Below are 23,092 nucleotides of genomic sequence, written 5' to 3' on the forward strand. Positions count from 1 at the left end.
TGACGGCCGGAGCAACACCATGAGCTTCCAGACCACCGAGACCATCCAGCGGCTGTGGGAGACCTTCCTGCGCGACCAGCTGGCGGCCATGCCCGCCGCCGAACGGCAGAAGTTCGAGCAGCCCTTCGAGCAGCGCTTCAGCGAACTGCTGAAGGGTGCCGCCAACGGCGCCGAGGGCCGCGACGGCTTCCTCGACCTCGTCGGCTTCGGCGAGAACGGGCCGCCGGACTTCGACAAGATCTCCTACCCGCACATCACGCCGGACTTCGACGACGCCGTCGTGCCCAGCCAGCTGCATGCGGCGGCCGAGCTGTACTACATCTACCAGCACGAACGCATGAAGATCTTCGAGGTGGTGGACACGCTGCTGCGGCTGTTCCGCCTGGGCAAGATGCGCATCCAGCGCGGCCCTGGCGCGCGTGGCCTCTACCTGCTGGAGAAGTGGCAGCCGCTGCGCTACAAGCGCGCCGACCGCATGGTGGCCTACCGCCGCGCGTTCAACTACGGCACGGCGCAGGCGCCGGCCGGCGCCGTCACCAACCGCAACTTCCACCGGCAGATGGTGGGCTTCATGGTGGCGCTGGGTCAGTACTTCCGCGACCTGCTGATCGGCGAGGTCATACGCGGCGGCCAGGTCATCGAGCAGCGGCCGTTCGGCAGCGTGGCCACCGTGCAGCGCATCGGCCTGGACCTGCGCTATGCGCTGGACCGCTCCACCTACGGCAACATCTTCTCGCTGGCCATGGAGACCGGCCACCACCTGAAGACCGTGCTGCAGTTGCTGGACGCGCCTGACATCAAGAAGGCCTTCGACGCCAACACCAAGTGGGACGTCGTCGAGATCGTGTCCAACCGCTACCTCGGCGGCGTGGCCGAGCCCAGCCAGCGCGCCAAGATGGCCGAGAGCGGCCGGCGCATCCTGCAGTTCGTCGCCGACAACGACTTCAAGACCGCCATCGACCCCATCCTGTTCCAGAGCGTCGTGCGGCCCATGGGTGCGCATGCCGAGGCTTGGGTGGCAGCGTACCGCATGACGCCTGAGGGCCGTGGCTTCCCGGGCGTGACGCCGGCCCTGCAGTCCGTGTTGGGCGTCCGTCAGGCGGCATGACATGAAGCCCCTCACCCAAGGAGTACCTTGGTCGGTCCCCCGAGGGGACGGCGATGCTTGCCGGATCGACCGGCAAGCACATCGCCAGTGCGGGCCGGCTTGGGAGTGGCCCGGCGCTCGGCCCGCAAAACGCAACACGTTGATGGACCACTGACATGGGTGCGAGCGATTTGCGCGTGACGGTCGACGGCGTCAAGCTGCGCTGCGTGCTGGACCCGGCGCTGGTGCTGGGCCAGGCCTGCGGGCTGAAGCTGGCGCTGGGCCTGACGCGCGTGTTCGAGACCTGGTTGCCGCGCTCGTTCTGGCAGGTGCTGGACGCCAGCGAGCTGCTGGCCGCCGAGTCGCAGTCGGGCCTGCACCCGTTGGCGCTGAACGACTGGACCGCGCTGCGCGACGGCACCGACGCGGGCTCGTGGACGCTGCGCTGGGTGGGCGACAACCTGGCCGAGTCGCAGCTGCGCGGCAGTGGCGGCGGCGACGAGTCGCTGGTGGAACGCTTCGAGTGGCATGCCGAGGCCTTGCAGGCGCATCAGGCCCAGCGAGCGGAGCACTGGTGCCGGGGCTTCGACCCGGTGGCCGGCGCGCACGATGCGCTGGCGCTGTCGGCCGCGCTGGACGGTGCGCTGATCCTGTGCCGCGCGCCGGACGAGCACTCACCGCCCGGCCCCATCCAGGCGCTGGGGCGGCTGGACTCGCCACCACGGCTGCTGGCCGAGAGCGATGGCGGCAGCCTGCTGGCGGCCGAACGGCTGTTCGTGCGCCAGGCCATTGCCGCGGCAGGCCTCGCGGCGCTGCTGCAGTCGGTGCAGCACGCCTGCGTGGTGCATGCGCTGACGCTGCCGCCCGACGCCGACGCGTCCAACGACGACAGCCAGGACCCGTGGCGATGCAGCCAGGCCTGGTGGTATCGGCTCTGACCGCAGAGGAAGCCATGTACGCAGAGCCAGCAGCTCAAACCACCGGCCCACGCTACAACCGCGACGAACTCGTCGCCGTGACGGTGCAAGGCCAGATCGCACATCCGGTCGCCCGCGCGATGCCCTACCGCGTAGGCCACGACGGTGTGCCGCGCGTGCTGCCGGGCACCGGCGGCATCGTGCTGAACCAGCGCATCGGCGACCTCTGCGTGGGCCTGGCGGGCGACCACATCGAGCCGGGCGTCTCGCTGCACAACAACAGCCGCGAGGTCATAGGCCCGCGCGACGGGCCCAACAACGCGCTCATCACCTACGCCTGCGTGGGCAACCGCGCGCTGGTGCTCAACGGCGCGGCGCGCGGGCGCCAGGGCTGGGTGACGGGCAAGCATGGCGGCGTCAACCATGTGATGGTGGACTTCCCGCCCGAGGTGCTGCGACGCCTGGCCATCGGCGACCGCATCGCGATCACGTCCATAGGCCAGGGGCTGCGGCTGCCGCAGCACCCGCGCATCGAGCTGATGAACTGCGCGCCCCTGCTGCTGGGGTGCTGGGGCTGGGTGGAGCGCGACGGGCAGCTGCATGTCCCGGTCACGCACCTGATCCCCGCGCGGTTGATGGGCTCGGGCCTCGGCAAGAACAACGCCTGGCGTGGCGACTACGACATCCAGCTGGCCGACCGCGCCGCGCGCGCGCGCTACCGGCTGGGCAGCCTGCGCTTCGGTGACTTTGTCGCCATCACCGATGCCGACACGCGCCATGGGCCCAGCCTGCGCGAGGGGCGCGTGACGATAGGCGTCATCGTGCATGGCGACAGCACGGTCAGCGGCCATGGGCCGGGCGTCACGCCGCTGCTGACCGGCCCGGCCGAGCTGCTGCGCCCGCGCCGCGAGGCCGATGCCAACCTGGCTGCCGCCTTGGGCGTGCGCCAGCCGGTGCCAGCGCGCGAGCGGCTGACGCTGGCGGAGCGGGACCGGCGCCAGCGCTGCCAGGCGCGGGAAGTGCCCCCCAAGCTGGCGTTCAGGACTTGAGCTGGGGCCCCAGATTGGCCAGCATGTCGTCGACCATCGCATCGAGGTCGTACTGCAGCTGCCAGCCCCAGTCGGCCTGCGCGGCCGAGTCGTCGATGCGCTGCGGCCAGCTGGCCGCGATGGCCTGACGGAAGTCGGGCACGCAGTCCATCGTGAAGCCGGGGATGCGGCGGCGGATGCTGGCGGCGATCTGCTCCGGCGTGAAGCTGACGCCGGCGAGGTTGTAGCTGCCGCGCTGCTTGACCCGGTCGGCCGGCGCATTCATCAGCTCGATGGTGGCGCGCAGCGCATCGGGCATGTACATCATGGGCAGCGCCTGGTTCTGCTCCAGGAAGCAGGTGTAGCGGCCTTCCTTCAGCGCCGAATGGAAGATCTCCACCGCGTAGTCGGTCGTGCCGCCGCCGGGCGGCGTCTTCCAGCTGATGAGGCCGGGGTAGCGCAGGCTGCGCACGTCCACGCCGTGCTTGGCGTGGTACCAATCGCACCAGCGTTCGCCGGCCAGCTTGCTGATACCGTAGACCGTCGTGGGGTCCATCACCGTCGTCTGCGGCGTGTCCACTGCCGGCGTGTTGGGGCCGAAGGCGGCGATGGAGCTGGGCCAGAAGACCTTGTCCAGCTTCTCGTGGCGGGCCAGCTCCAGCACGTTGAGCAGGCCTTTCATGTTCAGGTCCCAGGCCCACATCGGGTGCTTCTCGCCATTGGCCGACAGCGCGGCGGCGAGGTGGTAGATCTGCGTGATCTTGTGGCGCTTGACTATTGTCGTGAGCGCACCCGCGTCGGTCACGTCCAGCATCTCGTGCTTCAGCGTGGGCACGCGGCCCTGCGGGCTGAGGTCGCTGGTGATGACGGCCTCGTTGCCGTGCAGCTTGGCCAGTTCGGTGGCCAGCTCGGTGCCGATCTGGCCGTTGGCGCCGATGATGAGGATCTTCATTTGACGATCCCCAGCTCACGGCCGGCCTGCGCGAACGCGGCGACGGCCTTCTCCAGGTGCTCGCGCTCGTGCACGGCCGAGATCTGCACGCGGATGCGCGCCTGGCCCTTGGGCACGACGGGGAAGAAGAAGCCCACGGCGTAGATGCCCAGCTCCAGGATGCGCTTGGACAGCTCCTGCGCCTTCACCGCGTCGTAGACCATGATGGGCACGATGGGATGGGTGCCGGGCTTGATCTCGAAGCCGGCGGCCTGGATGGCCTCGCGGAAGTAGGCGGTGTTGGCTTCCAGCTTGTCGCGCAGCGCGGTCGAGCCTTCCAGCAGGTCCAGCACGGCCAGCGACGCGCCGGCGATGCTGGGCGCCAGCGTGTTGCTGAACAGATAGGGGCGCGAGCGTTGGCGCAGCAGCTCGACGACTTCCTTGCGTGCCGCGGTGAAACCGCCCGACGCGCCGCCCAGCGCCTTGCCGAAGGTGCCGGTGATGATGTCGATCTTGCCGTGCACGCCGCGGTACTCGGGGGTGCCGCGGCCGGTGGTGCCCATGAAGCCGCTGGCATGGCACTCGTCCACGCCCAGCAGCGCGTCATAGCGGTCACACAGCGCACGGATCTTGTCGAGCTGGGCAATGGTGCCGTCCATCGAGAACACACCGTCGGTGAAGACCAGCGTGTGGCGGGCGCCCTTCTCTTTCGCTTCCTTCAGGCAGCGCCCCAGGTCGTCGAGGTTGTTGTGCTCGTAGCGGTAGCGCTGCGCCTTGCACAGGCGGATGCCGTCGATGATGGACGCGTGGTTCAGCGCGTCGCTGATGATGGCGTCCTGCTCGCCCAGCAGCGGCTCGAACAGGCCGCCGTTGGCGTCGAACGCAGCGGCATAGAGGATGGCGTCCTCGCAGCCGACGAAGCGGGCGATGCGTTGCTCCAGTTCCTTGTGCAGGTCCTGCGTGCCGCAGATGAAGCGCACCGACGACAGGCCAAAGCCGTGCGTGCGCAGCGCTTCGTGCGCGGCCTCGATGACCTGCGGGTGCGACGACAGCCCCAGGTAGTTGTTCGCGCACAGGTTGATGACCTCGCGGCCCTCGGTGGTCTTCACGACGGCACCCTGGGGCGTCGTGATGATGCGCTCGGCCTTGTAGAGGCCGGCGACGCGGATGCCGTCCAGTTCGGTCTGCAGATGTTGATAGAAGGCTTGGCTCATGGCGCCGCTCCTGATGCACAATTCGGTAAATTGAACTTGTTCGATATATCGAACATTTGTGCAGTATCTGAAAAACCCAAGTTCAAGTCAACTCACGTCAAGCATGAACATGGACACCGAACCGCCCCGCGTCGGCGCTGCCCTGCAGGCGCTGCGCAGCAGCCGTGGCCTGTCGCTGGATGATCTCTCCAAGCGCGCCGGCGTGAGCAAGTCGATGTTGTCGCAGATCGAGCGCAACCAGGCCAACCCCACGGTCGCCGTGGTCTGGCGGCTGGCCAATGCGCTGGGCGTGGACATGGGCGAGCTGCTCGGCACCGAGCGCGTGGCCGCGCCGGCCATCGAGACCGTACCGGCCCATGCGACGCCGGGGCTGACCAGCCCCGACGGGCTTTGCAAGCTGCGCATCCTGGGTCCCATCGAACTGGCGGGTCAGTTCGAGTGGTACGAGCTGAGCGTGCAGCCCGGCGGCGTGCTGGACTCGCAGGCCCACGAACCCGGTTCCCGCGAGCACCTCAGCGTGCTGACCGGCAGCCTGGAGGTCACGGCGCAAGGCGTGACGAGCAAGCTCAAGGCCGGCGAGACGGCGCGCTATGCGGTGGATGGGCCCCACGCAATACGCAACTCGGCCAAGTCGGCGGCGACGGCGCTGCTGGTGGTGCTGCACCCGTAGACTTCCGCGGGTCCAACATGGGAGCCCGCCGATGATCCAACGTCGTTCCGCCCTGGCCGTGCTGGCCGCCCTGCCCTTGGCAGCCGGCGCTCAGGATTCCAAGCCCATCAAGCTGCTGGTGGGCTTCCCCGCTGGCGGCGGCACCGATGCCATCGCACGGCTGCTGGCCGAGGCGCTGCAGGCGTCGCTGGGCACGCCGGTCATCGTCGAGAACAAGCCCGGCGCCGGCGGGCAACTTGCGGCACAGGCACTGAAGGCCGCGCCGGCCGATGGCACGACCTTCTTTGTCAGCCACGACCACACCATCTCCATCCTGCCGCTGGTGCTGAAGAATCCGGGCTTCGACCCCGCCAAGGACTTCGTGCCGGTCGCGGGCTTCGCGACCTTTGCCAACGCCATCGCGCTGTCCGGCGGCACGCCCGCCAGCAGCCTGCCCGAGTACCTGGCCTGGGTGAAGAAGCAAGGCGGCCAGGGCAACGTGGGCATTCCGGCGCCGGCCTCGGTGCCGGAGTTCCTCGTCAAGCTGCTGGGCGAGAAGAACGGGCTCAACCTGCTCAGCGTGCCCTACCGCGGCAGCGCCCCGATGATCGCGGAGATGCTGGGCAACCAGATCAGCGCGGGCGTGGGCTCGGTGCCCGACCTCATCACGCATCACCAGCAGAAGAAGCTGAAGATCGTGGCGGTCATGGGCCTGCAGCGCCAGGCGGTGCTGCCGGACGTGCCGACCTTCGCCGAGCTGGGCATCACGGGTTTCGAGGACCTGCCCTACTACGGCCTGTTCGCGCCCGCCGGCACGGCGCCGGCCGTCGTCGAGCGCTTCTCCAATGCGTTGGCCGGCGTCATCGCGCAGCCTGGCGTGAAGGCGAAGCTGGCCGAGCTGGGTTTGTCGGTGGGCCACATGAGCCCCGCCCAGTTGGCCACGCGCGAGCGCGCCTATGCGGCGGCGTGGGCCAAGATCATCAGGACGGGCGGTTTCCAGCCTCAGTGACCAGCAACTGCTGGAGCGTCAGGCCCGCCCAATCACCCTGGCGCCACAGATTCGCCAGCAATCCCTGGCGCCCCGCAAGAAAGACAGAGATCAGCGGCTCTGCCGGCGTGGTCTCGGGTGCGCACAGCAGCACCAGGCGTTGGGCGCCGTCCTCTTCGAGCAGACCGATCCAATCCATCGCCTGCAATTGGTCCAGCACGGGGCTGAGCTGCAAGGGGTCAACGCGCAGCGCGCGCGCCAGCCGCAGATGCGACAGCCCACGCTGCCCACCGTCGCGCGCGCGTTGCAGTTCGCGCAGCGTTTCCAGCGCCAGCGCCATGGGCTGCCCCGGCGTGCCGGGCCGCAGATGCAGCCGCCCGGTCAGGCTGGGCGTGTTGGCCGCCAGGATGGCGCCCAGCAGCACGATCACCCAGCCCAGGTACACCCACACCAGGAACACCGGCACGGTGGCGAACGCGCCGTACAGCGTCGAGTAGGTCGGCACCTTCTTCACATACCAGGCCAACAGCGACTTCGCGAGCGCGAAACCTATGGACACAAACACGCCGCCCAGCAGCGCATGCCGCCAGCGCACGTGCGTGTTGGGCACGTAGTGGAACAGCCCGGCCATGGCGAGGCCCAGCAGCACGATGTCGGCACCGCCCAGCAGCGTGGAGACGCTGGCGGGCATCTTGCCGATGAAGCCCTGGCCAGCGCTGACGGCGTAGCTGGTCAGCGTGAGGCTGCCGCCCAGCAGCAGCGGGCCCAGCGTCAGCGCGGCCCAGTAGACCAGCACGCGCTGCGCCATGGGCCGCGGGCGCTGCACGCGCCAGATCGCATTCAGCGTGCGGTCGATGGTCAGCATCAGCGCCAGCGCGGTGATGCCCAGCACCACCAGGCCCACGACGCCCAACCGGTTGGCCTTGGCGGCGAACTGCGTCAGCGATGCCAGCACCGGCTTGGCGATGTTGGGCGGGATCAGGCTCTTCAGAAAGTACTGTTCCAGCGCGGCCTGGAAGCTGGAGAACATCGGGAAGGCCGTGAAGACGGCCAGCATCACCGTCAGCAGCGGGACGAGTGAAATGAGCGTCGTGAACGTGAGGCTGCCGGCCGTCAGGCCCAGCTTCTCTTCGCGGAAACGCTGGCGGAAGGTGTGCAGCGTCTGCAACCAGGGCCAGGCCAGCAGATCGTGGATGAAGTTCTGCGCGAACGCGATGGGGTTGCGCGCCAGCGGCGCGTCGGGGTTGTCGGCAGCAGGCGTGGGCGGGAGCGAAGACGGGGGTGTCGTGGACATGGCTTCTATGATGCCGCAGCTATGTCCCCTGCCCTCGAAAGAACCGAACCGACCGCGGCCGAGCGGCTGTCGCGCCAGCTGGCCTTTTTCAGCACGGCGCTGCTGTGCGTGCTGTGCGCGGCCTGGGAGCTGTGGCTGGCGCCCACCGGCCGCGGCACGTTGGCCATCAAGGCGCTGCCGCTGCTGTTGCCGCTGCCGGGGCTGTGGCGCTATCGCATGTACACCTACCGCGCGCTGGCCTTGTTCATCTGGCTTTATGTGCTGGAAGGCCTGGTGCGCTCCACCAGCGAGAGCGGCGCAGGCCAATGGCTGGCGCTGACCGAGGTGGTGCTCAGCGTCGTCATCTTCACCGCGTGTACCGCGCAGATCCGCCAGCGGCTGGCGGCGGCCAAGGTAGCGGAGTCGGCATGAGCGGCTTCCTCGGCGCCCTGCGTGAACGGCTGGGCGAGCCGGGGCTGCTGGTGGGCGGCGACCTGGCCGCCTACGAGAACGACTGGCGCAAGCGCTACGTGGGCCGCGCGTTGGCCGTCGCTCGGCCGGCGTCGACCGGCGAGGTCGCGACCGTCATGCGGCTGTGCCACGAGCACCGCGTGGCCGTCGTGCCCCAGGGCGGCAACACCGGGCTGGTGGGCGGCTCCACGCCGGACGACAGCGGCCGGCAGCTGGTGCTGAGCCTCACGCGCATGAAGCGCATCCGTGAGATTGACGTGGCCAACGCCAGCCTGACCGCCGAGGCCGGCTGCGTGCTGGCCGACGTGCAGGCCGCGGCGGCCGGCGCCGGGATGCTGTTCCCGCTGAGCCTGGCGGCCGAGGGTTCGTGCACGCTGGGCGGCAACCTGGCGACCAACGCCGGCGGCACGCAGGTGCTGCGCTACGGCAATGCGCGCGAGCTGTGCCTGGGGCTGGAGGTGGTCACCGCGACCGGCGAGGTCTGGCAAGGCCTGTCGGGACTGCGCAAGGACAACACCGGCTACGACCTGCGTGACCTGTTCATCGGCAGCGAGGGCACGCTGGGCATCATCACGGCGGCGACCATGAAGCTGTATCCGGTTCCGAAGGAAAAGCTGACCGCGCTGGCCGCGTGCGGCAAGCTGCACGACACGGTCGCGCTGCTGGGCCTGGCGCGCGAGCGCGCGGGCGATGCGCTGACCGGCTTCGAGGTGATGAACCGCGCGTCGCTGGCCTTGGTGGCCCGCGAGTTGCCGCAACTGGTGCAGCCGCTGGCGCCGGCCGAATGGACGGTGCTGCTGGAACTGTCCGACGCCGAAAGCGCGGAGCATGCGCGGGGCGTGTTCGAGGGGCTCCTCGAAGCCGCCTTCGAGCGCGGCGCCGTGACGGACGCGGCCATCGCGCAGAACCTGGAGCAGGCCAAGGCCTTCTGGCATCTGCGTGAGTCCATACCGCTGGCGCAGGCGCAGGCGGGCTTGAACATCAAGCACGACATCTCGCTACCGGTGTCCGCCATCCCCGGCTTCGTCGCCGAGATGGACACGGCGCTTTCAACGTACATGCCGGGTATCGAGGTCATCGATTTCGGCCATCTGGGCGACGGCAATCTGCACTACAACGTGCAGGCCCCGCGCGGCGTGGCGCCGGCGGAGTTCCTGGCCGCGCACGAGGCGGCCATCAACGAGCGCGTCTACGACGCCGTGCAGCGCCGCGGTGGCTCGATCTCAGCCGAGCACGGCATCGGCCGGCTCAAGCGCGAAGAGCTGCAGCAGCGCAAGGACCCGACGGCCCTGGCGCTGATGCGGTCCATCAAGCGGGCGCTGGACCCGCTCGACCTCCTCAACCCTGGGCGGCTGGTGTAACGCCGCCGCGGCGGCCGGTCGCGAACCGGCCCAACTTCACGAGCATGCGGAAGACGAAGCGAATCATCAGCAGCGTCAGCACGGCTTCGATCAACGTCAGCACAAAGGCGCCAACCGCCGTAAACCGCGGCACCCGGCGGTGGAACTTGGCCACAGCCTTGTCGCGTGCAATCTCGATGCTGTCGTAGAAGCTGGGCACCACCAGCAGCGTCAGGATGGTGGACGTGATCGTGCCGCCGATGATGGCCACGGCCATCGGGCGGTAGAACTCGCCACCCTCGCCAATGCCGATGGCCACCGGCAGCATGCCGGCGATCAGCGCCAGCGTCGTCATCAGGATGGGCCGGAAGCGCTTGCGGCCCGCGTGCATCAGCGCCTCTTCGCGCGGGATGCCGGCCTTCTCCTCCTGGCGCGTCGCATCCAGCAGCAGGATGGCGTTCTTGGCCACCAGGCCCATCAGCATGATGACGCCGATCAGGCTCATCAGGTTCAGCGTGCCGCGCGTGAGGATCAGCGCCACCACCACGCCGATCAGCGAGAGCGGCAGCGACAGCATCACGCCCAGCGGCGCCGTGAAGCTGTTGAACTGGATCACCAGCACGAAGTACATCAACGCAATGCCGGACAGCAGCGCGGTGACCATGGCCGTGAAGACGACTTCCTGGTCACGCGCCGAGCCGGCCAGCTCGATGCCATAGCCGGGCGGGAAGTTGATGGCCTTGGCCAGCTTGACGGCCTCGGCCGTGATCTCCCCGGCCGAGCGGCCCTGCGCGTTGGCGCTGACCGTGATGGTGCGCTTGCCGTCGCCGTGCTGGATCTGGCCCGGGCCCTTGCCCATCGTGATCGTCGCGATCTGATCCAGCGGCACCATGCGGTTGGTCCCGCTGACCGCGATGGGCAGGCGCTCGATGTTGGCGGCGTCCACCCGGTCGGCCGGGTGCAGGCGGATGGCCACGTCGCGGGCTTCGCCGGTCGGGTCGATCCAGTCGCCGGCCTCGACGCCGGCGAAGGCCACGCGCAGCGCCTGCGCCGCGTCGTTGACCGAGATGCCCATCTGGTTGGCCAGGCCACGGTCCAGTTCGATCTGCAGTTCGTTCTGCGGGTCCTGCTCTGAGTAGCCCACGTCGACCGCGCCGCGCACGCCGCGCAGCGTCTTCTGGAAGTCCAGCGTCAGCTCCTGCAGCTTGCGGCTGTCGGCGCCGTAGAAGCGGATCTGCACCGGCTTCTGCGCGCCGTTGTTCAGATCGTCCAGCACGACGTATTCGGCGCCCACCAGCTGGCCGACCTTCTGGCGCAGCTCCGTCGCCACATCGTCAGCAGAACGCTTGCGCTCGGTGCTCTTGCCGATGTCGATGTAGATGCGGCCACCGGTCGCGTTCGGGTAGGCCATCGTGGCCTTGGTCTCCGGCAGCGCACGCGCCAGCGCGGCGGCGGCGTCGAGCTTGAGCTTGGAGTAGTCCAGGCTGCTGGACGCCGGGCTGCGCACGTCGATGACGAGGAAGCCCGCATCGGCCTTGGGCAGGAAGCTGGAGCCGCCGAACTTGCCCTGCAGCATGATGGCGCCGACGAAGCTCAGCACCGCGAACGCGGCCATCCAGCGGCGGTGGTGCAGTGCCCACGCGATGACGTGGCCATAGCTGTCGGCGACGCCGTCGAACCAGTGGTTGAAGCGCTGCAGCAGCTTGCCAATGCCCTTCTTGGGCTGCTCGTGGTAGCCCGGCGGGTCACCCCAGTAGGCCGACAGCATGGGGTCCAGCGTGAAGCTGATCAGCAGCGAAACGATGACCGAGGCCACCACGGTCAGCGCGAACGGCTTGAACCACTGGCCCGGGCCCTGGCCCATGAAGGCGACGGGCACGAACACCGCCACGATGGCGAAGGTGGTGGCCGCCACGGCCAGACCAATCTCGGCCGTGCCCTCGCGCGCCGCGGTCACACGGTCGCTGCCGCGCTCCATATGCCGCACGATGTTCTCTCGAACCACGATGGCGTCGTCGATCAGCACGCCGATGGCCAGGCTCAGGCCCAGCAGGCTCATGAAGTTGAGCGAGAAGTCCATCAGCCACACGGCGATGAACGCCGCCAGCACGGAGGTGGGCAGCGACAGCGCCGTGATCAGCGTGGAACGCCAGCTGTTCAGGAACACGTAGACGACCAGGATGGTCAGGCCGGCGCCGAACACCAGCGCGTGGGTCACGTTGTGCAGGCTGTTCTCGGCGTCTTCCCCGCCGTCCTGCGTGATGTCCATCGTCGTGCCGGCCGGCAGTTCCTTGCGGATCTCCTCCACCAGCTTGCGTGCCGCGACGGCCACGCTGACGGTGGACGCATCGCGCGAACGCGTGACCGAGATGCCCACGTTGGGGCGCCCATTGCGCAGCGAGTAGCCGGTCATCTCGGCAAAGCCGTCCTTGACCTCGGCCACCTGGCCCAGGCGGATGACCTGGCCGGCGTTGCGCTTGATGATCATCTGCTCGAACTCGGCCGGGCTCTCCAGCCGGCCCAGCAGGCGGATGCTCTGGTCTTCCAGCGTGCCCCGCACCTTGCCGACGGGGGCCGTCGTGTTCTGCGCACGCACGGCGTTCAGCACCTCGGTGACGGACACGCCGAACTCGCGCAGCTTCTCGGCGCGCAGCAGGATGGACAGCTCGCGCTTGAGCGCGCCGTTCACGTTGACGACCGACACGCCCGCGATGGCGCGGAAGCGCTCGGCGAGCTGGTCTTCCGCCAGGCGGCTGAGCTGCGCATGCGTCAGCGAGGTGCTCGACAGCGCCAGCTGCAGGATGGGCTGAGCCCCCGGATCGGCGCGCGTGATGATGGGCTCGCGCATCTCGATGGGCAGCTTGTAGCGCACCGAGTTGATCGCGTTGCGCACCTCGTCGGCGGCCTCGATCATGTTCTTCGAGAAGTCGAAGACCAGCACGATGGTGGCGCCGCCTTCGCGCGACGTGGAGTTGGAACGGTCCACGCCCGAGATGCTCTGCAGCGCCTTCTCGATGCGGTTGACGATCTCGCGCTCCGACGTTTCCGGTGACGCGCCGGGATACGTGACGTTGATGACGAGCACGGGCGGCTCGACGTCGGGGAACTGGTTGACGCGCAGCTTGGACAGCGCCAGCAGGCCCATCAGCATCATGCCGATGACGAGCACCACCGTCGCGACGGGACGGTTGATGCTGAAGTTGGACAGGAACATGGGCGGACCTCCTGTTTACTTGCTGGCAGCGGGGGCGGCAGCCACGGCGGAAGCGGCGCCGGCACCGGGCTTCACCCGCTGCACGGTGGCGCCGTCGACCAGGCTGCCGGTGGGCGCGCGCAGCACCTCGTCACCCAGCGCGAGGCCCGAGGTGACCACCACTTCGCCGCGCCGGTCGTCGCGTTCGCCCAGCGTGACGGCCACCTTCTTCAGCTGGCTGCCCGCCACCTTCCAGGCAAAGGCGCTGTCGCCCTGGCGCTGGATGGAGCCCTCGGCCAGCACCAGCGCGCGGCGGTCGGCGCTCTCGACGCGGCCTTCCGCGTAGAGGCCGGCGACCTGCGGCGCCTTGGCCTTGTCGTCGAACTCGGCGATCAGCTCGACCTGGCGTGTCGTCGCATTGGCGGCGGCGTCGATGCGCGCCAGCTTGCCGCGGAACTCGGCGTCGCCGAAGCCGTTGATGCGGAAGGCCACCGGCTGGCCAAGCTTCAGCTCGCCCAGGCGGTCGGCCGAGACCTGGCCTTCGAAGCGCATGGACGACGGGTCGATGACCTTGACCAGTTCGCGCCCGACCTGCACGGTGTCGCCGACGGAAATCTTGCGCTCGCTGACGACGCCGTCGAACGGCGCGCGAACCTCGGTGCGCGACACCTGCTGGCGGGCCGTGACGAGGCGCGCCTTGGCCGCTGCCAGCTCGCTCTGCGCGGCGTTGCGGCGCACCTCGGCGTCTTCCAGGCCTTGCATGGAGATCATGCCCTGCTGGTTCAGCGTGCGCTGGCGGACCAGCACGCGCTCGGTCTGCTCGAAGCTCTGCTGCGACGCGCGCAGCGCCTCCTCGGCGGAGGTCAGGCTGTCGCGGATGGCCGTGGCGTCCAGGCGGATGATGAGATCGCCGGCGCGCACGCGTTCGCCGTTGTCCTTGGCCACCTGCAACACGACGGCCGCCACCTCGGCGCGCAGGTCCGCGCGGCGCGCGGGCTGGATGGCGCCGCTGATGACGGGAGCCCCGATAAGGCCGCTCTGCCCCACCTGACGCAGATCCTCTGGCGCCAGCAGCAACGGCGCTGCGGGCTTGGCCGCGGCGGCCTTGGCCTCGTCGGGCTTGCCGCCCTTGCCGCAGGCGGTGAGGGTCAGGGCCAGGGTCAGAGCGGTCAGGATCGGCGTTGCACGCGTCATGGAGCAGCTTTCTTCAGAATTCGGATTTCGGACGGCGAACAAAAAACGCCCGAGCTTAAACGTCTGGCAACATTTCGCCAGAGGTCATGCACCGGGGGCGGCAATCATTCAGGTTACGGGAAGCGTCCCCCCGTCCTGTCAGCAGACAGGCGAGGACGTCAGGCGCGACGCCAGTCCAGTGTCCACGCACCCTGGCGCCAGCGCTGCAGCCACAGCAGGCCGATCAGGGTCTTGGCGTCGGTCAACTCGCCGGCGGCCGCCATGCGATCCAGCTCGTCGACCGTGTGCGTGACGAGTTCGAGAAACTCGCCGTCATCCAGCTTCTGCGCGCCCTGGCTCAGGCCGCGCGCGAAGTAGATGTGGATGCCTTCGTCCGAGTAGGCGATGGCGTTGTTCAGCACCCCGGCATAGGCCCATTCGGCGGCGCTATAGCCGGTCTCTTCCAGCAGCTCGCGGCGGCCGCATTCGAACGGGTCTTCGCCCGCATCCAGCTTGCCGGCCGGGAACTCCAGCATGACGCGACCCATCGGGTAGCGGTACTGGCGCTCCATCAGCAGCCGGCCGTCGTCCAGCAGCGGGATGACCATGACGGCGCCCGGATGGCGGATGTATTCCCGCGTGGCGGTGCCGCCGTCGGGCAGCGCCACGCGGTCGCGGCGCACGTCCAGGAAATGGCCCTGGAAGACCTGCGCGCCGTCGAGCAGGCGCTCGACCAGGTGATCGTCAGCCTCGGCCACGGCGCAGATACCTCCAGACGAAGCCGGGGAAGCCCAGCGTGATGAACAGGCACACGCCGGCGGCGTAGAACTCCCAGCCCTGGCTGTGACGCTGGCCGATGCGGGCTTCGAGCAATGCGCCCAACCCGTAGGTCAGCACGGCCATCAGCGTCAACTCCAGCAGCCGCCAGCCAGCACCCTTGGGCGCGCGGCGCGGGCCCACGAGCAGCAAGCGCTCGTTGAAGTAAGGCAGGTTGGCCGCGACGATGGCCACGGCCAGGACCAGCCAGACGGCGACGGACTGGTCCACGGGCAGGCGTCCGTTAGTTGCTGAGAGCCTTCAGGATGGCCGTCTTGCACAGCTCCAGCAGGCCGCTGGGCAGCAGACCGAAGACCAGCACGGCCGCGCCGTTCAGCGACATCACGAAGCGCACGTCGCCCGGCGCAGCCAGCGGCGCGGTGTCGGTCGGCGCATCGAAGAACATGACCTTGACGACGCGCAGGTAGTAGAACGCGCCCACCAGCGACACGACCACGGCGAAGATCGCCAGGCCCAGGTAGAAGCTCACGCCAGTGGCCACCATGGCCTGCAGCACGGCCAGCTTGGCGTAGAAGCCCACGGTGGGCGGCACTCCGGCCAGCGAGAACATGAACATCGTCATGACCAGCGCGAACCAGGGGCTGCGCTTGGCCAGGCCGGCAAGGTCCTTGATCTCCTCGGCCTCATGGCCCTGGCGCGACAGCAGGATGACCATGCCGAAGGTGCCCAGCGTCGTCAGCACATAGGTGACGGCATAGAACATCGCGGCGCTGTAGGCGTTGGACGCCCACTCGGTGCTGCCGTTGACGACGCCGGATGCCATGCCCAGCAGCATGAAGCCCATGTTGGCGATGGTCGAGTAGGCCAGCATGCGCTTCAGGTTGGTCTGCGCGATGGCGGCCAGGTTGCCGATCAGCAGCGACACGATGGACAGCACCACCAGCATCTGCTGCCAGTCCACCGCCAGGCCCAGCATGCCTTCGACCAGCAGGCGCACCGTGATCGCGAACGCGGCCAGCTTGGGCGCGCCGCCGATCAGCAGCGTGACGGCGGTCGGCGCGCCCTGGTAGACGTCCGGCACCCACATGTGGAAGGGTGCGGCGCCCAGCTTGAACGCGAGGCCGGCGACGACGAAGACGACGCCGAACACCAGCACGGCCTTGTTCGGGATGCCCTTGGCGATGACGTCGAAGACTTCGGGGATGGTCAGCGAGCCGGTGGCGCCGTACATCATGGACAGGCCGTACAGCAGGAAGCCGCTGGCCAGTGCGCCCAGCACAAAGTACTTCATCGCGGCTTCGGTCGACACGGCGTGGTCGCGGCGCAGCGCGACGAGCGCGTACAGCGACAGGCTCATCAGCTCGAGACCGAGGTAGATGACCAGGAAGTTGTTGGCCGACAGCATCACGTTGATGCCCAGCAGCGACAGCAGGCTCAGCGTGAACAGCTCGCCCTTGAGCATGTCGCGCGACGCGGCATAGGGGCGCGCGTAGACCAGCGTGATCATCGTCGCGACGCACGCGAAACCGGCCAGCAGGTGGCCCATCGGGTCGGACACCACCATGCCTTGCATGGCGTAGCTGGTTTGGCCGTCGTCGCGGCCGTAGTAATAGAAGTGCATCACACCGACGACCAGCAACGTCAGCTGCGTCAGCCAGTAGGTGGGGCGGCGCTGCTCGTCGGTGACCCACAGGTCCACCAGCGCCACGATGCAGCTGGCAGCCAGCAGCAGGATCTCGGGATAGATCGCGAGCCAGTTCATGTCATTCATTGTTCTTGCCTCGTGCTCGGATCAGGCCGGGATCTTGCTCACTTGGACGTGCTTCAGCAGCCCGTCGACCGAGTGGTGCATCACGTCCGTGAACGGCTTGGGATGCAGGCCCATGTACAGCGTCGCGACGGCCAGGACGGCCAGCATCAGGAACTCGCGGCCGTTGATATCGGTCAGTGCGCGCACGTCGTCGTTGGCGATGTCGCCGAAGTAGACGCGCTTGACCATCCACAGCGTGTAGGCCGCGCCGAAGATCAGCGCCGTGGCGGCCACGCCGCCCAGCCAGAAGTTGAACTTCACCGTGCCCAGGATGACCATCCACTCGCCGACGAAGCCGGCGGTGGCGGGCAGGCCGCAGTTGGCCATGCCGAAGAACACCGCGAAGGCCGCGAACTTGGGCATGGTGTTGACCACGCCGCCGTACGACGCGATCTCACGCGAGTGCACGCGGTCGTACAGCACGCCGATGCACAGGAACATGGCGCCCGACACGAAGCCGTGGGCAATCATCTGCACCAGGCCGCCGGACACGCCCAGCTCGTTGAAGATGAAGAAGCCCAGCGTCACGAAGCCCATGTGCGCGATGGACGAGTAGGCCACCAGCTTCTTCATGTCCTTCTGCACCAGCGCGACCAGGCCGATGTAGACGACGGCGATCAGCGACATCGCGATGATCAGCCAGGCCCATTCACGCGCGGCATCGGGAGCGATGGGCATGGAAAAACGCAGGAAGCCGTAGCAGCCCAGCTTCAGCATGATGGCCGCCAGCACGACGGAGCCGCCGGTGGGCGCCTCGACGTGGGCATCGGGCAGCCAGGTGTGCACCGGCCACATCGGCACCTTGACCGAAAACGCCGCCAGGAAGGCGAAGAACAGCCAGGTCTGCGCGCCACCTGGCAGCGGCAGCTTGTGCCAGGTCTGGATGTCGAAGCTGCCGCCGGACTTCACGTACAGGTACAGCAGCGCGATCAGCATCAGCAGCGAGCCGGCCAGCGTGTACAGGAAGAACTTGAAGGCCGCGTAAACGCGGTTCGGGCCGCCCCAGACGCCGATGATGATGTACATCGGGATCAGCGTGGCCTCGAAGAACACGTAGAACAGCATGCCGTCCAGCGCGCTGAACACGCCGATCATCAGGCCCGACAGGATCAGGAACGCGCCCATGTACTGGTTCACGCGCGTCTCGATGACCTCCCAGGCGGAGATGACGACGATGACGGTGATGAAGGCCGTCAGCGGCACGAACCACATCGAGATGCCGTCCACGCCCAGGTGGTAGCGGATGTTGAAACGCTCGATCCAGGCCAGGTTCTCGACGAACTGCATCGCAGCCGTCGAGGTGTCGAAGCCGGTGATCAGCGGCAGCGTGACGAGCAAGCTCGCCACGGCCGCCACCAGCGCCATCCAACGCGACGCGTTGGCGTGTTCGTCACGGCCAACCGCCAGCAGCAGCGCGCCGCAGACGATGGGCAGAAAAATCGCAAGACTCAGCAACATTCTTGTTCTCCGCCTCGCATCAGGACCCGAGCAGGGCCTTGAACTGGGGCTCGATATAGGGCCAGAGCTGCCAGGTCATCAGACCCATCACGCCAAGGATCATGACCAGGGCGTACCAGTACAGGAAACCGCTCTGCACGCGACGCACCACGCCGGCGATGCCGCCAATGGTCTTGGCCGAGCCGTTGATGATGACGCCGTCGATGAGCGCGCCATCGCCACCCTTCCACAGACCGTAGCCGAGCGCACGGGCCAGACGGGCCAGCACGTTCTCGTTGAACCAGTCCATGAAGTACTTGTTCTCCATGACGATGATGACCGGGCGCAGCACCTTGGCGAAGGTCGCCGGGATGCTCGGGGCAACCATGTAGAACACGTAGGCAGTGACGACACCGGCCAGCGCCAGCCAGAACGGCAGCGTCTGCAGGCCGTGCAGCGCCATCGCGGCGGCACCGTGGAAGTGGTGCGCGATCTCGGCCATGGCCGGGTGGGCCGCGGCGTTGACGGTGATGGCGTCCTTCAGGAAGTCGCCATACAGCATGGGCTGGATGGTCATGAAGCCGATCAGCACCGACGGGATGGCCAGCAGCACCAGCGGCACCCAGACGACGGCGGGCGACTCGTGCGGCGTGTGCGCATGACCGTGGTCGTCGCCATGGTCGTCATGATGATCGTGCTCGCCCGGGAAGGGCTTGTGATGGAAGTGCTCCTTGCCATGGAAGACGAGGAAGTACATCCGGAACGAGTAGAACGCCGTCACGAACACGCCGATCAGCACGGCGACGTAGGTGATGCCCGATGCCGGCAGGTTGCTGGCGTGCACGGCTTCGATGATGGAGTCCTTCGAGTAGAAGCCCGAGAACAGCGGCGTGCCGATCAGCGCCAGCGAACCCAGCAGCGACGTGATCCACGTGATGGGCATGTACTTGCGCAGGCCGCCCATGTTGCGGATGTCCTGGTCGTGGTGCATGCCGATGATGACGGAGCCCGCGCCGAGGAACAGCAGCGCCTTGAAGAACGCGTGCGTCATCAGGTGGAACACGGCCACCGAGTAGGCCGACGCGCCCAGCGCCACGGTCATGTAGCCCAGCTGCGACAGCGTGGAGTACGCGACGACGCGCTTGATGTCGTTCTGGATGATGCCCAGGAAGCCCATGAACAGCGCCGTGATCGCGCCGATCACCATGACGAAGTTCAGCGCCGTGTCGCTCAGCTCGAACAGCGGCGAGAAGCGGGCCACCATGAAGATGCCGGCCGTCACCATCGTCGCCGCGTGGATCAGCGCGGAGATGGGCGTCGGGCCCTCCATGGAGTCGGGCAGCCAGACGTGCAGAGGGAACTGCGCCGACTTGCCCATCGCGCCGATGAACAGGCAGATGCAGGCCACGCTGAGCAGCGCCCAGTCGGTGCCGGGGAAGACCATCTTGGACAGCAGGTCCGCCTTGGCGAAGGTCTCGGCGTAGTTCAGCGAACCGCCGAAGGCCAGCAGCAGGCCGATGCCCAGGATGAAGCCGAAGTCGCCGACCCGGTTGACCAGGAAGGCCTTCATGTTGGCGAAGATCGCCGTCGGCTTCTTGTACCAGAAGCCGATCAGCAGGTACGACACCAGACCCACCGCTTCCCAGCCGAAGAACAGCTGCAGCATGTTGTTGCTCATGACCAGCATCAGCATGCTGAACGTGAACAGCGAGATGTAGCTGAAGAAGCGCTGGTAGCCGTCGTCCTCTTCCATGTAGCCGATGGTGTAGATGTGCACCATCAGCGACACGAAGGTCACGACGCACATCATCATGGCCGTCAGGCCGTCGACCAGGAAGCCGACCTCCATCTTCAGCGGGCCCAGCACCATCCACTCGTAGATGGTGGCGTTGAAGCGCGCGCCGTCGACGGCGACGCTGTAGAGCGTCTGCGCGGACAGGATGAAGGCGATCAGCACGCCCAGGATGGTGATGACGTGCGAGCCACGGCGGCCCACCATCTTGCCGAAGAAGCCGGCGACGATGGCACCCACCAGCGGCGCCAGCGGCACCGCCAGCAGCGTGTTTTGGGAGAGAGTTGCAGACATCTTGTTCTTATCCCTTCAGCGCGTCGAGTTCCTCGACGTTGATGCTGGCCCGGTTGCGGAACAGCACGACCAGGATGGCCAGGCCGATCGCCGACTCGGCCGCCGCGACGGTCAGGATGAAGAACACGAAGACCTGGCCCGCCATGTCGCCCAGGTAGTGCGAGAAGGCGACGAAGTTCAGGTTGACCGCCAGCAGCATCAGCTCGATGGCCATCAGCAGCACGATCAGGTTCTTGCGGTTCAGGAAGATGCCGATCACCGACAGCGCGAACAGCATCGCGCCCAGCGTCAGGAAATGGCCCAGGGTCAGTCCAGCGGCGCCGATCATGCCTGGCCTCCTTCTTTGGGTGTGGCTTCAGCGGCCGGGGCGGCCACGGTGGGCGCCATCTTGACGATCTTCAGGCGCTCGGCCTTGGTGACCTTGACCTGCTCGGAAGGATCCATGGCGCGCGAGTCCTTGCGGCGGCGCAGCGTCAGCGCGATGGCGGCGATGATGGCCACCAGCAGCAGCACGGCGGCGATCTGCAGCGGGTACAGGTAGGCCGTATAGATCTCGATGCCCAGCAGCTTGGTGTTGCCCATCTGCAGTTGCTCGGGCGTGGCCACCGGCGCGTCGGCCAGCTTGAAGCCGCCCATCAGCACGATGCCCATCTCGAAGGCGATCAGCGCGCCGACGATGGCCGCCAGCGGCAGGTGCTTCCAGAAGCCCTCGCGCATGCTGTCCGTGTTCAGGTCCAGCATCATGACGACGAACAGGAACAGCACCATGACGGCGCCGATGTAGACGAGCACCAGCGCGATGGCCAGGAACTCGGCCTTCAGCAGCATCCAGATGCAGGATGCCGTGAAGAACGACAGGATCAGGAACAGCGCCGCATGCACGGTGCTGCGCGCCGTGATGACACGGAACGAACTCACCAGCAGGATGCCGGAGAAGACGTAGAAGAGGATGGTCGTGATGTCCATATGTACTCGGGCAAACACTTCTGACTTTGAATCCGGGGCGTCCGCCGGGCCGCCCCAAGGACGAACCGGGCAGATGTGGACGGCGGCGTTTGCCGGCGTTCATCTGCGTCCCCTCGGGGGACCGGCCGGGTACTCCCGGACGAGGGGTCAGCGATATTTGGCGTCGGCCTCCTTTTGCGCAGCAATTTGCGGCTCGTACTTGTCACCGACCGCCAGCAGCATGTCCTTGGTGAAGTAGAGGTCGCCGCGCTTCTCGCCGTGGTATTCGAAGATGCTCGTTTCGACGATGGAGTCCACCGGGCAGCTTTCTTCGCAGAAGCCGCAGAAGATGCACTTGGTCAGGTCGATGTCGTAGCGCGTCGTGCGGCGGCTGCCGTCGGCGCGCACGTCGCTCTCGATGGTGATGGCCATCGCGGGGCAGACGGCCTCGCAGAGCTTGCAGGCGATGCAGCGCTCTTCACCGTTCTCGTAGCGGCGCAGCGCATGCAGGCCGCGGAAGCGCGGCGACAAGGGCGTCTTCTCTTCCGGGAACTGGACGGTGATGTTGCGCGACAGGAAATGCCGGCCCGTCAGCTTCATTCCCTTGAGCAGTTCCCAGAGGAAGAAGGTCTTCGCGAAATTCGTGATTGCAGTCATGGTCGCCGCCTCACTTCCAGATGTTGAACGGGGTCTGCATCCAGGCACCGACAACGACCAGCCAGATCAGCGTGATGGGAATGAAGATCTTCCAGCCCAGACGCATGATCTGGTCGTAGCGGAAGCGCGGGAACGTGGCACGCACCCACAGGAACATCGTGACGACGAAGAAGGTCTTGGCGAACAGCCAGAACCAGTTCCAGAACGCCATCGTGTGCTGGATGAAGCCCGGCGTGTCCATGCCGAACAGGCTCCAGGAGATCGGTGCGCTCCAGCCACCCAGGAACATGACGACGGCCAGCGCCGACACCAGGATCATGTTGGCGTACTCGGCCAGGAAGAACATCGCGAACGACATGCCCGAGTACTCGATCATGTGGCCGGCGACGATTTCCGATTCGCCTTCGACGACGTCGAACGGGTGGCGGTTGGTTTCGGCCAGGCCCGAGATGAAGTAGACGATGAAGATGGGGAACAGCGGCAGCCAGTTCCAGGACAGCAGGTTGAGGCCCATGTCCGCAAACATGCCCTTCTCCTGCACCTGCACGACCGTCGTCATGTTCAGGCTGCCGGTCACCATCAGCACGACGACCAGCGCGAAGCCCATCGCGATCTCGTACGAGACCATCTGGGCCGACGCGCGCAGCGCGCCCAGGAAGGCGTACTTCGAGTTGGATGCCCAGCCGGCGATGATGACGCCGTAGACCTCCAGCGACGTGATCGCCATCAGGAACAGCAGGCCGGCATTGACGTTGGCGACTGCGGCGTCGGGGCCGAAGGGCACGACGGCCCAGGCGGCCAGCGCCGGCATGATGGTCATCACGGGGCCGAGGAAGAACAGGCCCTTGCTCGCGGCGGTGGGCTTGATGATCTCCTTGAAGATCAGCTTCACCGCGTCGGCGATGGGGGTGAGCAGGCCGTAGGGGCCTACGCGGTTCGGGCCCGGGCGGATCTGCGACCAGCCGATGGCCTTGCGCTCCCACAGCGTCAGGTAGGCCACGCAGATCATCAGCGGTGCGACGACCGCGATGATCTTCATGAGGCTCCAGACCACGGGCCAGAGCGCGCCCAGCAGCGAGGCGCCGCCTTGGTAGAGGGTGTCGATCATTCCGTTCT

At 67.3% G+C, this 23,092-nt stretch carries 21 protein-coding genes; 7 read left to right on the forward strand and 14 right to left on the reverse strand.

Going from position 1 to position 23,092, the window contains the following annotated elements:
• The first annotated feature begins 19 nt into the window (after nucleotides 1–19).
• The 3 genes from J2X21_RS17700 to J2X21_RS17710 all read left to right on the forward strand — a co-directional run bounded on the left by J2X21_RS17700 (nucleotide 20) and on the right by J2X21_RS17710 (nucleotide 3,053).
• Complete coding sequence (locus J2X21_RS17700; protein ID WP_310330791.1) at nucleotides 20–1,108, forward strand: hypothetical protein; 1,089 nt, start codon at nucleotides 20–22, stop codon at nucleotides 1,106–1,108.
• Between the two features lie 155 nt (nucleotides 1,109–1,263).
• Nucleotides 1,264–2,025 (forward strand): hypothetical protein, encoded by a 762-nt coding sequence (locus J2X21_RS17705; protein ID WP_310330794.1) that lies wholly within the window; start codon nucleotides 1,264–1,266, stop codon nucleotides 2,023–2,025.
• A 14-nt stretch (nucleotides 2,026–2,039) separates the two neighbouring features.
• A complete protein-coding gene (locus J2X21_RS17710) occupies nucleotides 2,040–3,053 on the forward strand; it encodes a DUF4438 domain-containing protein (protein ID WP_310330796.1) in 1,014 nt (337 codons plus the stop codon).
• On the opposite strand, the gene J2X21_RS17715 is transcribed toward J2X21_RS17710, so the two are convergent.
• Together J2X21_RS17715 and kbl are read right to left on the reverse strand one after the other, a co-directional pair.
• Nucleotides 3,043–3,984 carry an NAD-dependent epimerase/dehydratase family protein gene (locus J2X21_RS17715; RefSeq protein ID WP_310330797.1) on the reverse strand — a complete coding sequence of 314 codons (942 nt, stop codon included), beginning with the start codon at nucleotides 3,982–3,984 and terminating at the stop codon, nucleotides 3,043–3,045. The genes J2X21_RS17710 and J2X21_RS17715 overlap by 11 nt on opposite strands.
• Nucleotides 3,981–5,177: a glycine C-acetyltransferase gene (gene kbl / locus J2X21_RS17720; RefSeq protein ID WP_310330798.1), complete on the reverse strand. Its 1,197-nt coding sequence runs from the start codon at nucleotides 5,175–5,177 to the stop codon at nucleotides 3,981–3,983. Before kbl ends, J2X21_RS17715 begins: the two co-directional genes overlap by 4 nt.
• Before the next feature lie 109 nt (nucleotides 5,178–5,286).
• On the opposite strand from kbl, the gene J2X21_RS17725 reads away from it, so the two are divergent.
• Both J2X21_RS17725 and J2X21_RS17730 read left to right on the forward strand, forming a co-directional pair.
• Nucleotides 5,287–5,847 carry a helix-turn-helix domain-containing protein gene (locus J2X21_RS17725; protein WP_310330800.1) on the forward strand — a complete coding sequence of 187 codons (561 nt, stop codon included), beginning with the start codon at nucleotides 5,287–5,289 and terminating at the stop codon, nucleotides 5,845–5,847.
• Between the two features lie 31 nt (nucleotides 5,848–5,878).
• Nucleotides 5,879–6,835, forward strand: coding sequence for a Bug family tripartite tricarboxylate transporter substrate binding protein (locus J2X21_RS17730; protein WP_310330801.1), 957 nt, complete (start codon nucleotides 5,879–5,881; stop codon nucleotides 6,833–6,835).
• Here J2X21_RS17730 and J2X21_RS17735 read toward each other — a convergent pair.
• Nucleotides 6,807–8,108, reverse strand: a complete 1,302-nt coding sequence (locus tag J2X21_RS17735) for a YihY family inner membrane protein (protein ID WP_310330803.1) — start codon at nucleotides 8,106–8,108, stop codon at nucleotides 6,807–6,809. The two genes, J2X21_RS17730 and J2X21_RS17735, sit on opposite strands and share 29 nt — an antisense overlap.
• 21 nt (nucleotides 8,109–8,129) lie before the next feature.
• Here J2X21_RS17735 and J2X21_RS17740 point away from each other — a divergent pair, with 21 nt between their 5' ends.
• Together J2X21_RS17740 and J2X21_RS17745 are read left to right on the forward strand one after the other, a co-directional pair.
• Nucleotides 8,130–8,519, forward strand: coding sequence for a DUF2069 domain-containing protein (locus J2X21_RS17740; RefSeq protein ID WP_310330804.1), 390 nt, complete (start codon nucleotides 8,130–8,132; stop codon nucleotides 8,517–8,519).
• Nucleotides 8,516–9,919, forward strand: a complete 1,404-nt coding sequence (locus tag J2X21_RS17745; RefSeq protein WP_310330806.1) for an FAD-binding oxidoreductase — start codon at nucleotides 8,516–8,518, stop codon at nucleotides 9,917–9,919. The genes J2X21_RS17740 and J2X21_RS17745 overlap by 4 nt, the downstream gene beginning before the upstream one ends.
• On the opposite strand, the gene J2X21_RS17750 is transcribed toward J2X21_RS17745, so the two are convergent.
• The 11 genes from J2X21_RS17750 to nuoH form a co-directional block, all read right to left on the reverse strand.
• Nucleotides 9,897–13,112, reverse strand: a complete 3,216-nt coding sequence (locus J2X21_RS17750) for an efflux RND transporter permease subunit (RefSeq protein ID WP_310330808.1) — start codon at nucleotides 13,110–13,112, stop codon at nucleotides 9,897–9,899. The two genes, J2X21_RS17745 and J2X21_RS17750, sit on opposite strands and share 23 nt — an antisense overlap.
• Nucleotides 13,113–13,127: 15 nt before the next feature.
• On the reverse strand, nucleotides 13,128–14,285 hold the full coding sequence (locus tag J2X21_RS17755; RefSeq protein ID WP_310330811.1) for an efflux RND transporter periplasmic adaptor subunit: 1,158 nt from the start codon (nucleotides 14,283–14,285) through the stop codon (nucleotides 13,128–13,130).
• 158 nt (nucleotides 14,286–14,443) lie between these two features.
• Nucleotides 14,444–15,022, reverse strand: a complete 579-nt coding sequence (locus J2X21_RS17760; RefSeq protein ID WP_310330813.1) for an NUDIX hydrolase — start codon at nucleotides 15,020–15,022, stop codon at nucleotides 14,444–14,446.
• A complete protein-coding gene (locus J2X21_RS17765; RefSeq protein WP_310330815.1) occupies nucleotides 15,009–15,311 on the reverse strand; it encodes a DUF2818 family protein in 303 nt (100 codons plus the stop codon). Before J2X21_RS17765 ends, J2X21_RS17760 begins: the two co-directional genes overlap by 14 nt.
• A 13-nt stretch (nucleotides 15,312–15,324) precedes the next feature.
• Nucleotides 15,325–16,812, reverse strand: coding sequence for an NADH-quinone oxidoreductase subunit NuoN (gene nuoN / locus J2X21_RS17770; RefSeq protein ID WP_310330817.1), 1,488 nt, complete (start codon nucleotides 16,810–16,812; stop codon nucleotides 15,325–15,327).
• Nucleotides 16,813–16,833: 21 nt separating this feature from the next.
• On the reverse strand, nucleotides 16,834–18,309 hold the full coding sequence (locus J2X21_RS17775; protein ID WP_310330819.1) for an NADH-quinone oxidoreductase subunit M: 1,476 nt from the start codon (nucleotides 18,307–18,309) through the stop codon (nucleotides 16,834–16,836).
• Nucleotides 18,310–18,328: 19 nt separating this feature from the next.
• Nucleotides 18,329–20,374, reverse strand: coding sequence for an NADH-quinone oxidoreductase subunit L (gene nuoL / locus J2X21_RS17780; protein WP_310330820.1), 2,046 nt, complete (start codon nucleotides 20,372–20,374; stop codon nucleotides 18,329–18,331).
• Between the two features lie 7 nt (nucleotides 20,375–20,381).
• Nucleotides 20,382–20,702 carry an NADH-quinone oxidoreductase subunit NuoK gene (gene nuoK, locus J2X21_RS17785; RefSeq protein WP_310330822.1) on the reverse strand — a complete coding sequence of 107 codons (321 nt, stop codon included), beginning with the start codon at nucleotides 20,700–20,702 and terminating at the stop codon, nucleotides 20,382–20,384.
• Entirely contained in the window at nucleotides 20,699–21,340 is a 642-nt protein-coding gene (locus J2X21_RS17790; RefSeq protein WP_310330824.1) for an NADH-quinone oxidoreductase subunit J, read from the reverse strand. Before J2X21_RS17790 ends, nuoK begins: the two co-directional genes overlap by 4 nt.
• A gap of 147 nt (nucleotides 21,341–21,487) precedes the next feature.
• Nucleotides 21,488–21,976: an NADH-quinone oxidoreductase subunit NuoI gene (nuoI, locus tag J2X21_RS17795; protein WP_056876568.1), complete on the reverse strand. Its 489-nt coding sequence runs from the start codon at nucleotides 21,974–21,976 to the stop codon at nucleotides 21,488–21,490.
• 10 nt (nucleotides 21,977–21,986) lie between these two features.
• A complete protein-coding gene (gene nuoH / locus J2X21_RS17800) occupies nucleotides 21,987–23,084 on the reverse strand; it encodes an NADH-quinone oxidoreductase subunit NuoH (protein ID WP_310330826.1) in 1,098 nt (365 codons plus the stop codon).
• Nucleotides 23,085–23,092: the final 8 nt, after the last annotated feature.

Source organism: Roseateles asaccharophilus, assembly GCF_031458115.1.
Taxonomy (GTDB): domain Bacteria; phylum Pseudomonadota; class Gammaproteobacteria; order Burkholderiales; family Burkholderiaceae_C; genus Pelomonas; species Pelomonas asaccharophilus_A.

What these genes read in the sequence shown, in the direction of transcription:
- J2X21_RS17700 (WP_310330791.1), top strand. Translation starts at nt 20, where the DNA reads ATGAGCTTCCAGACCACCGAGACCATCCAGCGGCTGTGGGAGACCTTC.
- J2X21_RS17705 (WP_310330794.1), top strand. Translation starts at nt 1,264, where the DNA reads ATGGGTGCGAGCGATTTGCGCGTGACGGTCGACGGCGTCAAGCTGCGC.
- J2X21_RS17710 (WP_310330796.1), top strand. Translation starts at nt 2,040, where the DNA reads ATGTACGCAGAGCCAGCAGCTCAAACCACCGGCCCACGCTACAACCGC.
- J2X21_RS17715 (WP_310330797.1), bottom strand. Translation starts at nt 3,984, where the DNA reads ATGAAGATCCTCATCATCGGCGCCAACGGCCAGATCGGCACCGAGCTG.
- kbl (WP_310330798.1), bottom strand. Translation starts at nt 5,177, where the DNA reads ATGAGCCAAGCCTTCTATCAACATCTGCAGACCGAACTGGACGGCATC.
- J2X21_RS17725 (WP_310330800.1), top strand. Translation starts at nt 5,287, where the DNA reads ATGGACACCGAACCGCCCCGCGTCGGCGCTGCCCTGCAGGCGCTGCGC.
- J2X21_RS17730 (WP_310330801.1), top strand. Translation starts at nt 5,879, where the DNA reads ATGATCCAACGTCGTTCCGCCCTGGCCGTGCTGGCCGCCCTGCCCTTG.
- J2X21_RS17735 (WP_310330803.1), bottom strand. Translation starts at nt 8,108, where the DNA reads ATGTCCACGACACCCCCGTCTTCGCTCCCGCCCACGCCTGCTGCCGAC.
- J2X21_RS17740 (WP_310330804.1), top strand. Translation starts at nt 8,130, where the DNA reads ATGTCCCCTGCCCTCGAAAGAACCGAACCGACCGCGGCCGAGCGGCTG.
- J2X21_RS17745 (WP_310330806.1), top strand. Translation starts at nt 8,516, where the DNA reads ATGAGCGGCTTCCTCGGCGCCCTGCGTGAACGGCTGGGCGAGCCGGGG.
- J2X21_RS17750 (WP_310330808.1), bottom strand. Translation starts at nt 13,112, where the DNA reads ATGTTCCTGTCCAACTTCAGCATCAACCGTCCCGTCGCGACGGTGGTG.
- J2X21_RS17755 (WP_310330811.1), bottom strand. Translation starts at nt 14,285, where the DNA reads ATGACGCGTGCAACGCCGATCCTGACCGCTCTGACCCTGGCCCTGACC.
- nuoN (WP_310330817.1), bottom strand. Translation starts at nt 16,812, where the DNA reads ATGAATGACATGAACTGGCTCGCGATCTATCCCGAGATCCTGCTGCTG.
- J2X21_RS17775 (WP_310330819.1), bottom strand. Translation starts at nt 18,309, where the DNA reads ATGTTGCTGAGTCTTGCGATTTTTCTGCCCATCGTCTGCGGCGCGCTG.
- nuoL (WP_310330820.1), bottom strand. Translation starts at nt 20,374, where the DNA reads ATGTCTGCAACTCTCTCCCAAAACACGCTGCTGGCGGTGCCGCTGGCG.
- nuoK (WP_310330822.1), bottom strand. Translation starts at nt 20,702, where the DNA reads ATGATCGGCGCCGCTGGACTGACCCTGGGCCATTTCCTGACGCTGGGC.
- J2X21_RS17790 (WP_310330824.1), bottom strand. Translation starts at nt 21,340, where the DNA reads ATGGACATCACGACCATCCTCTTCTACGTCTTCTCCGGCATCCTGCTG.
- nuoI (WP_056876568.1), bottom strand. Translation starts at nt 21,976, where the DNA reads ATGACTGCAATCACGAATTTCGCGAAGACCTTCTTCCTCTGGGAACTG.
- nuoH (WP_310330826.1), bottom strand. Translation starts at nt 23,084, where the DNA reads ATGATCGACACCCTCTACCAAGGCGGCGCCTCGCTGCTGGGCGCGCTC.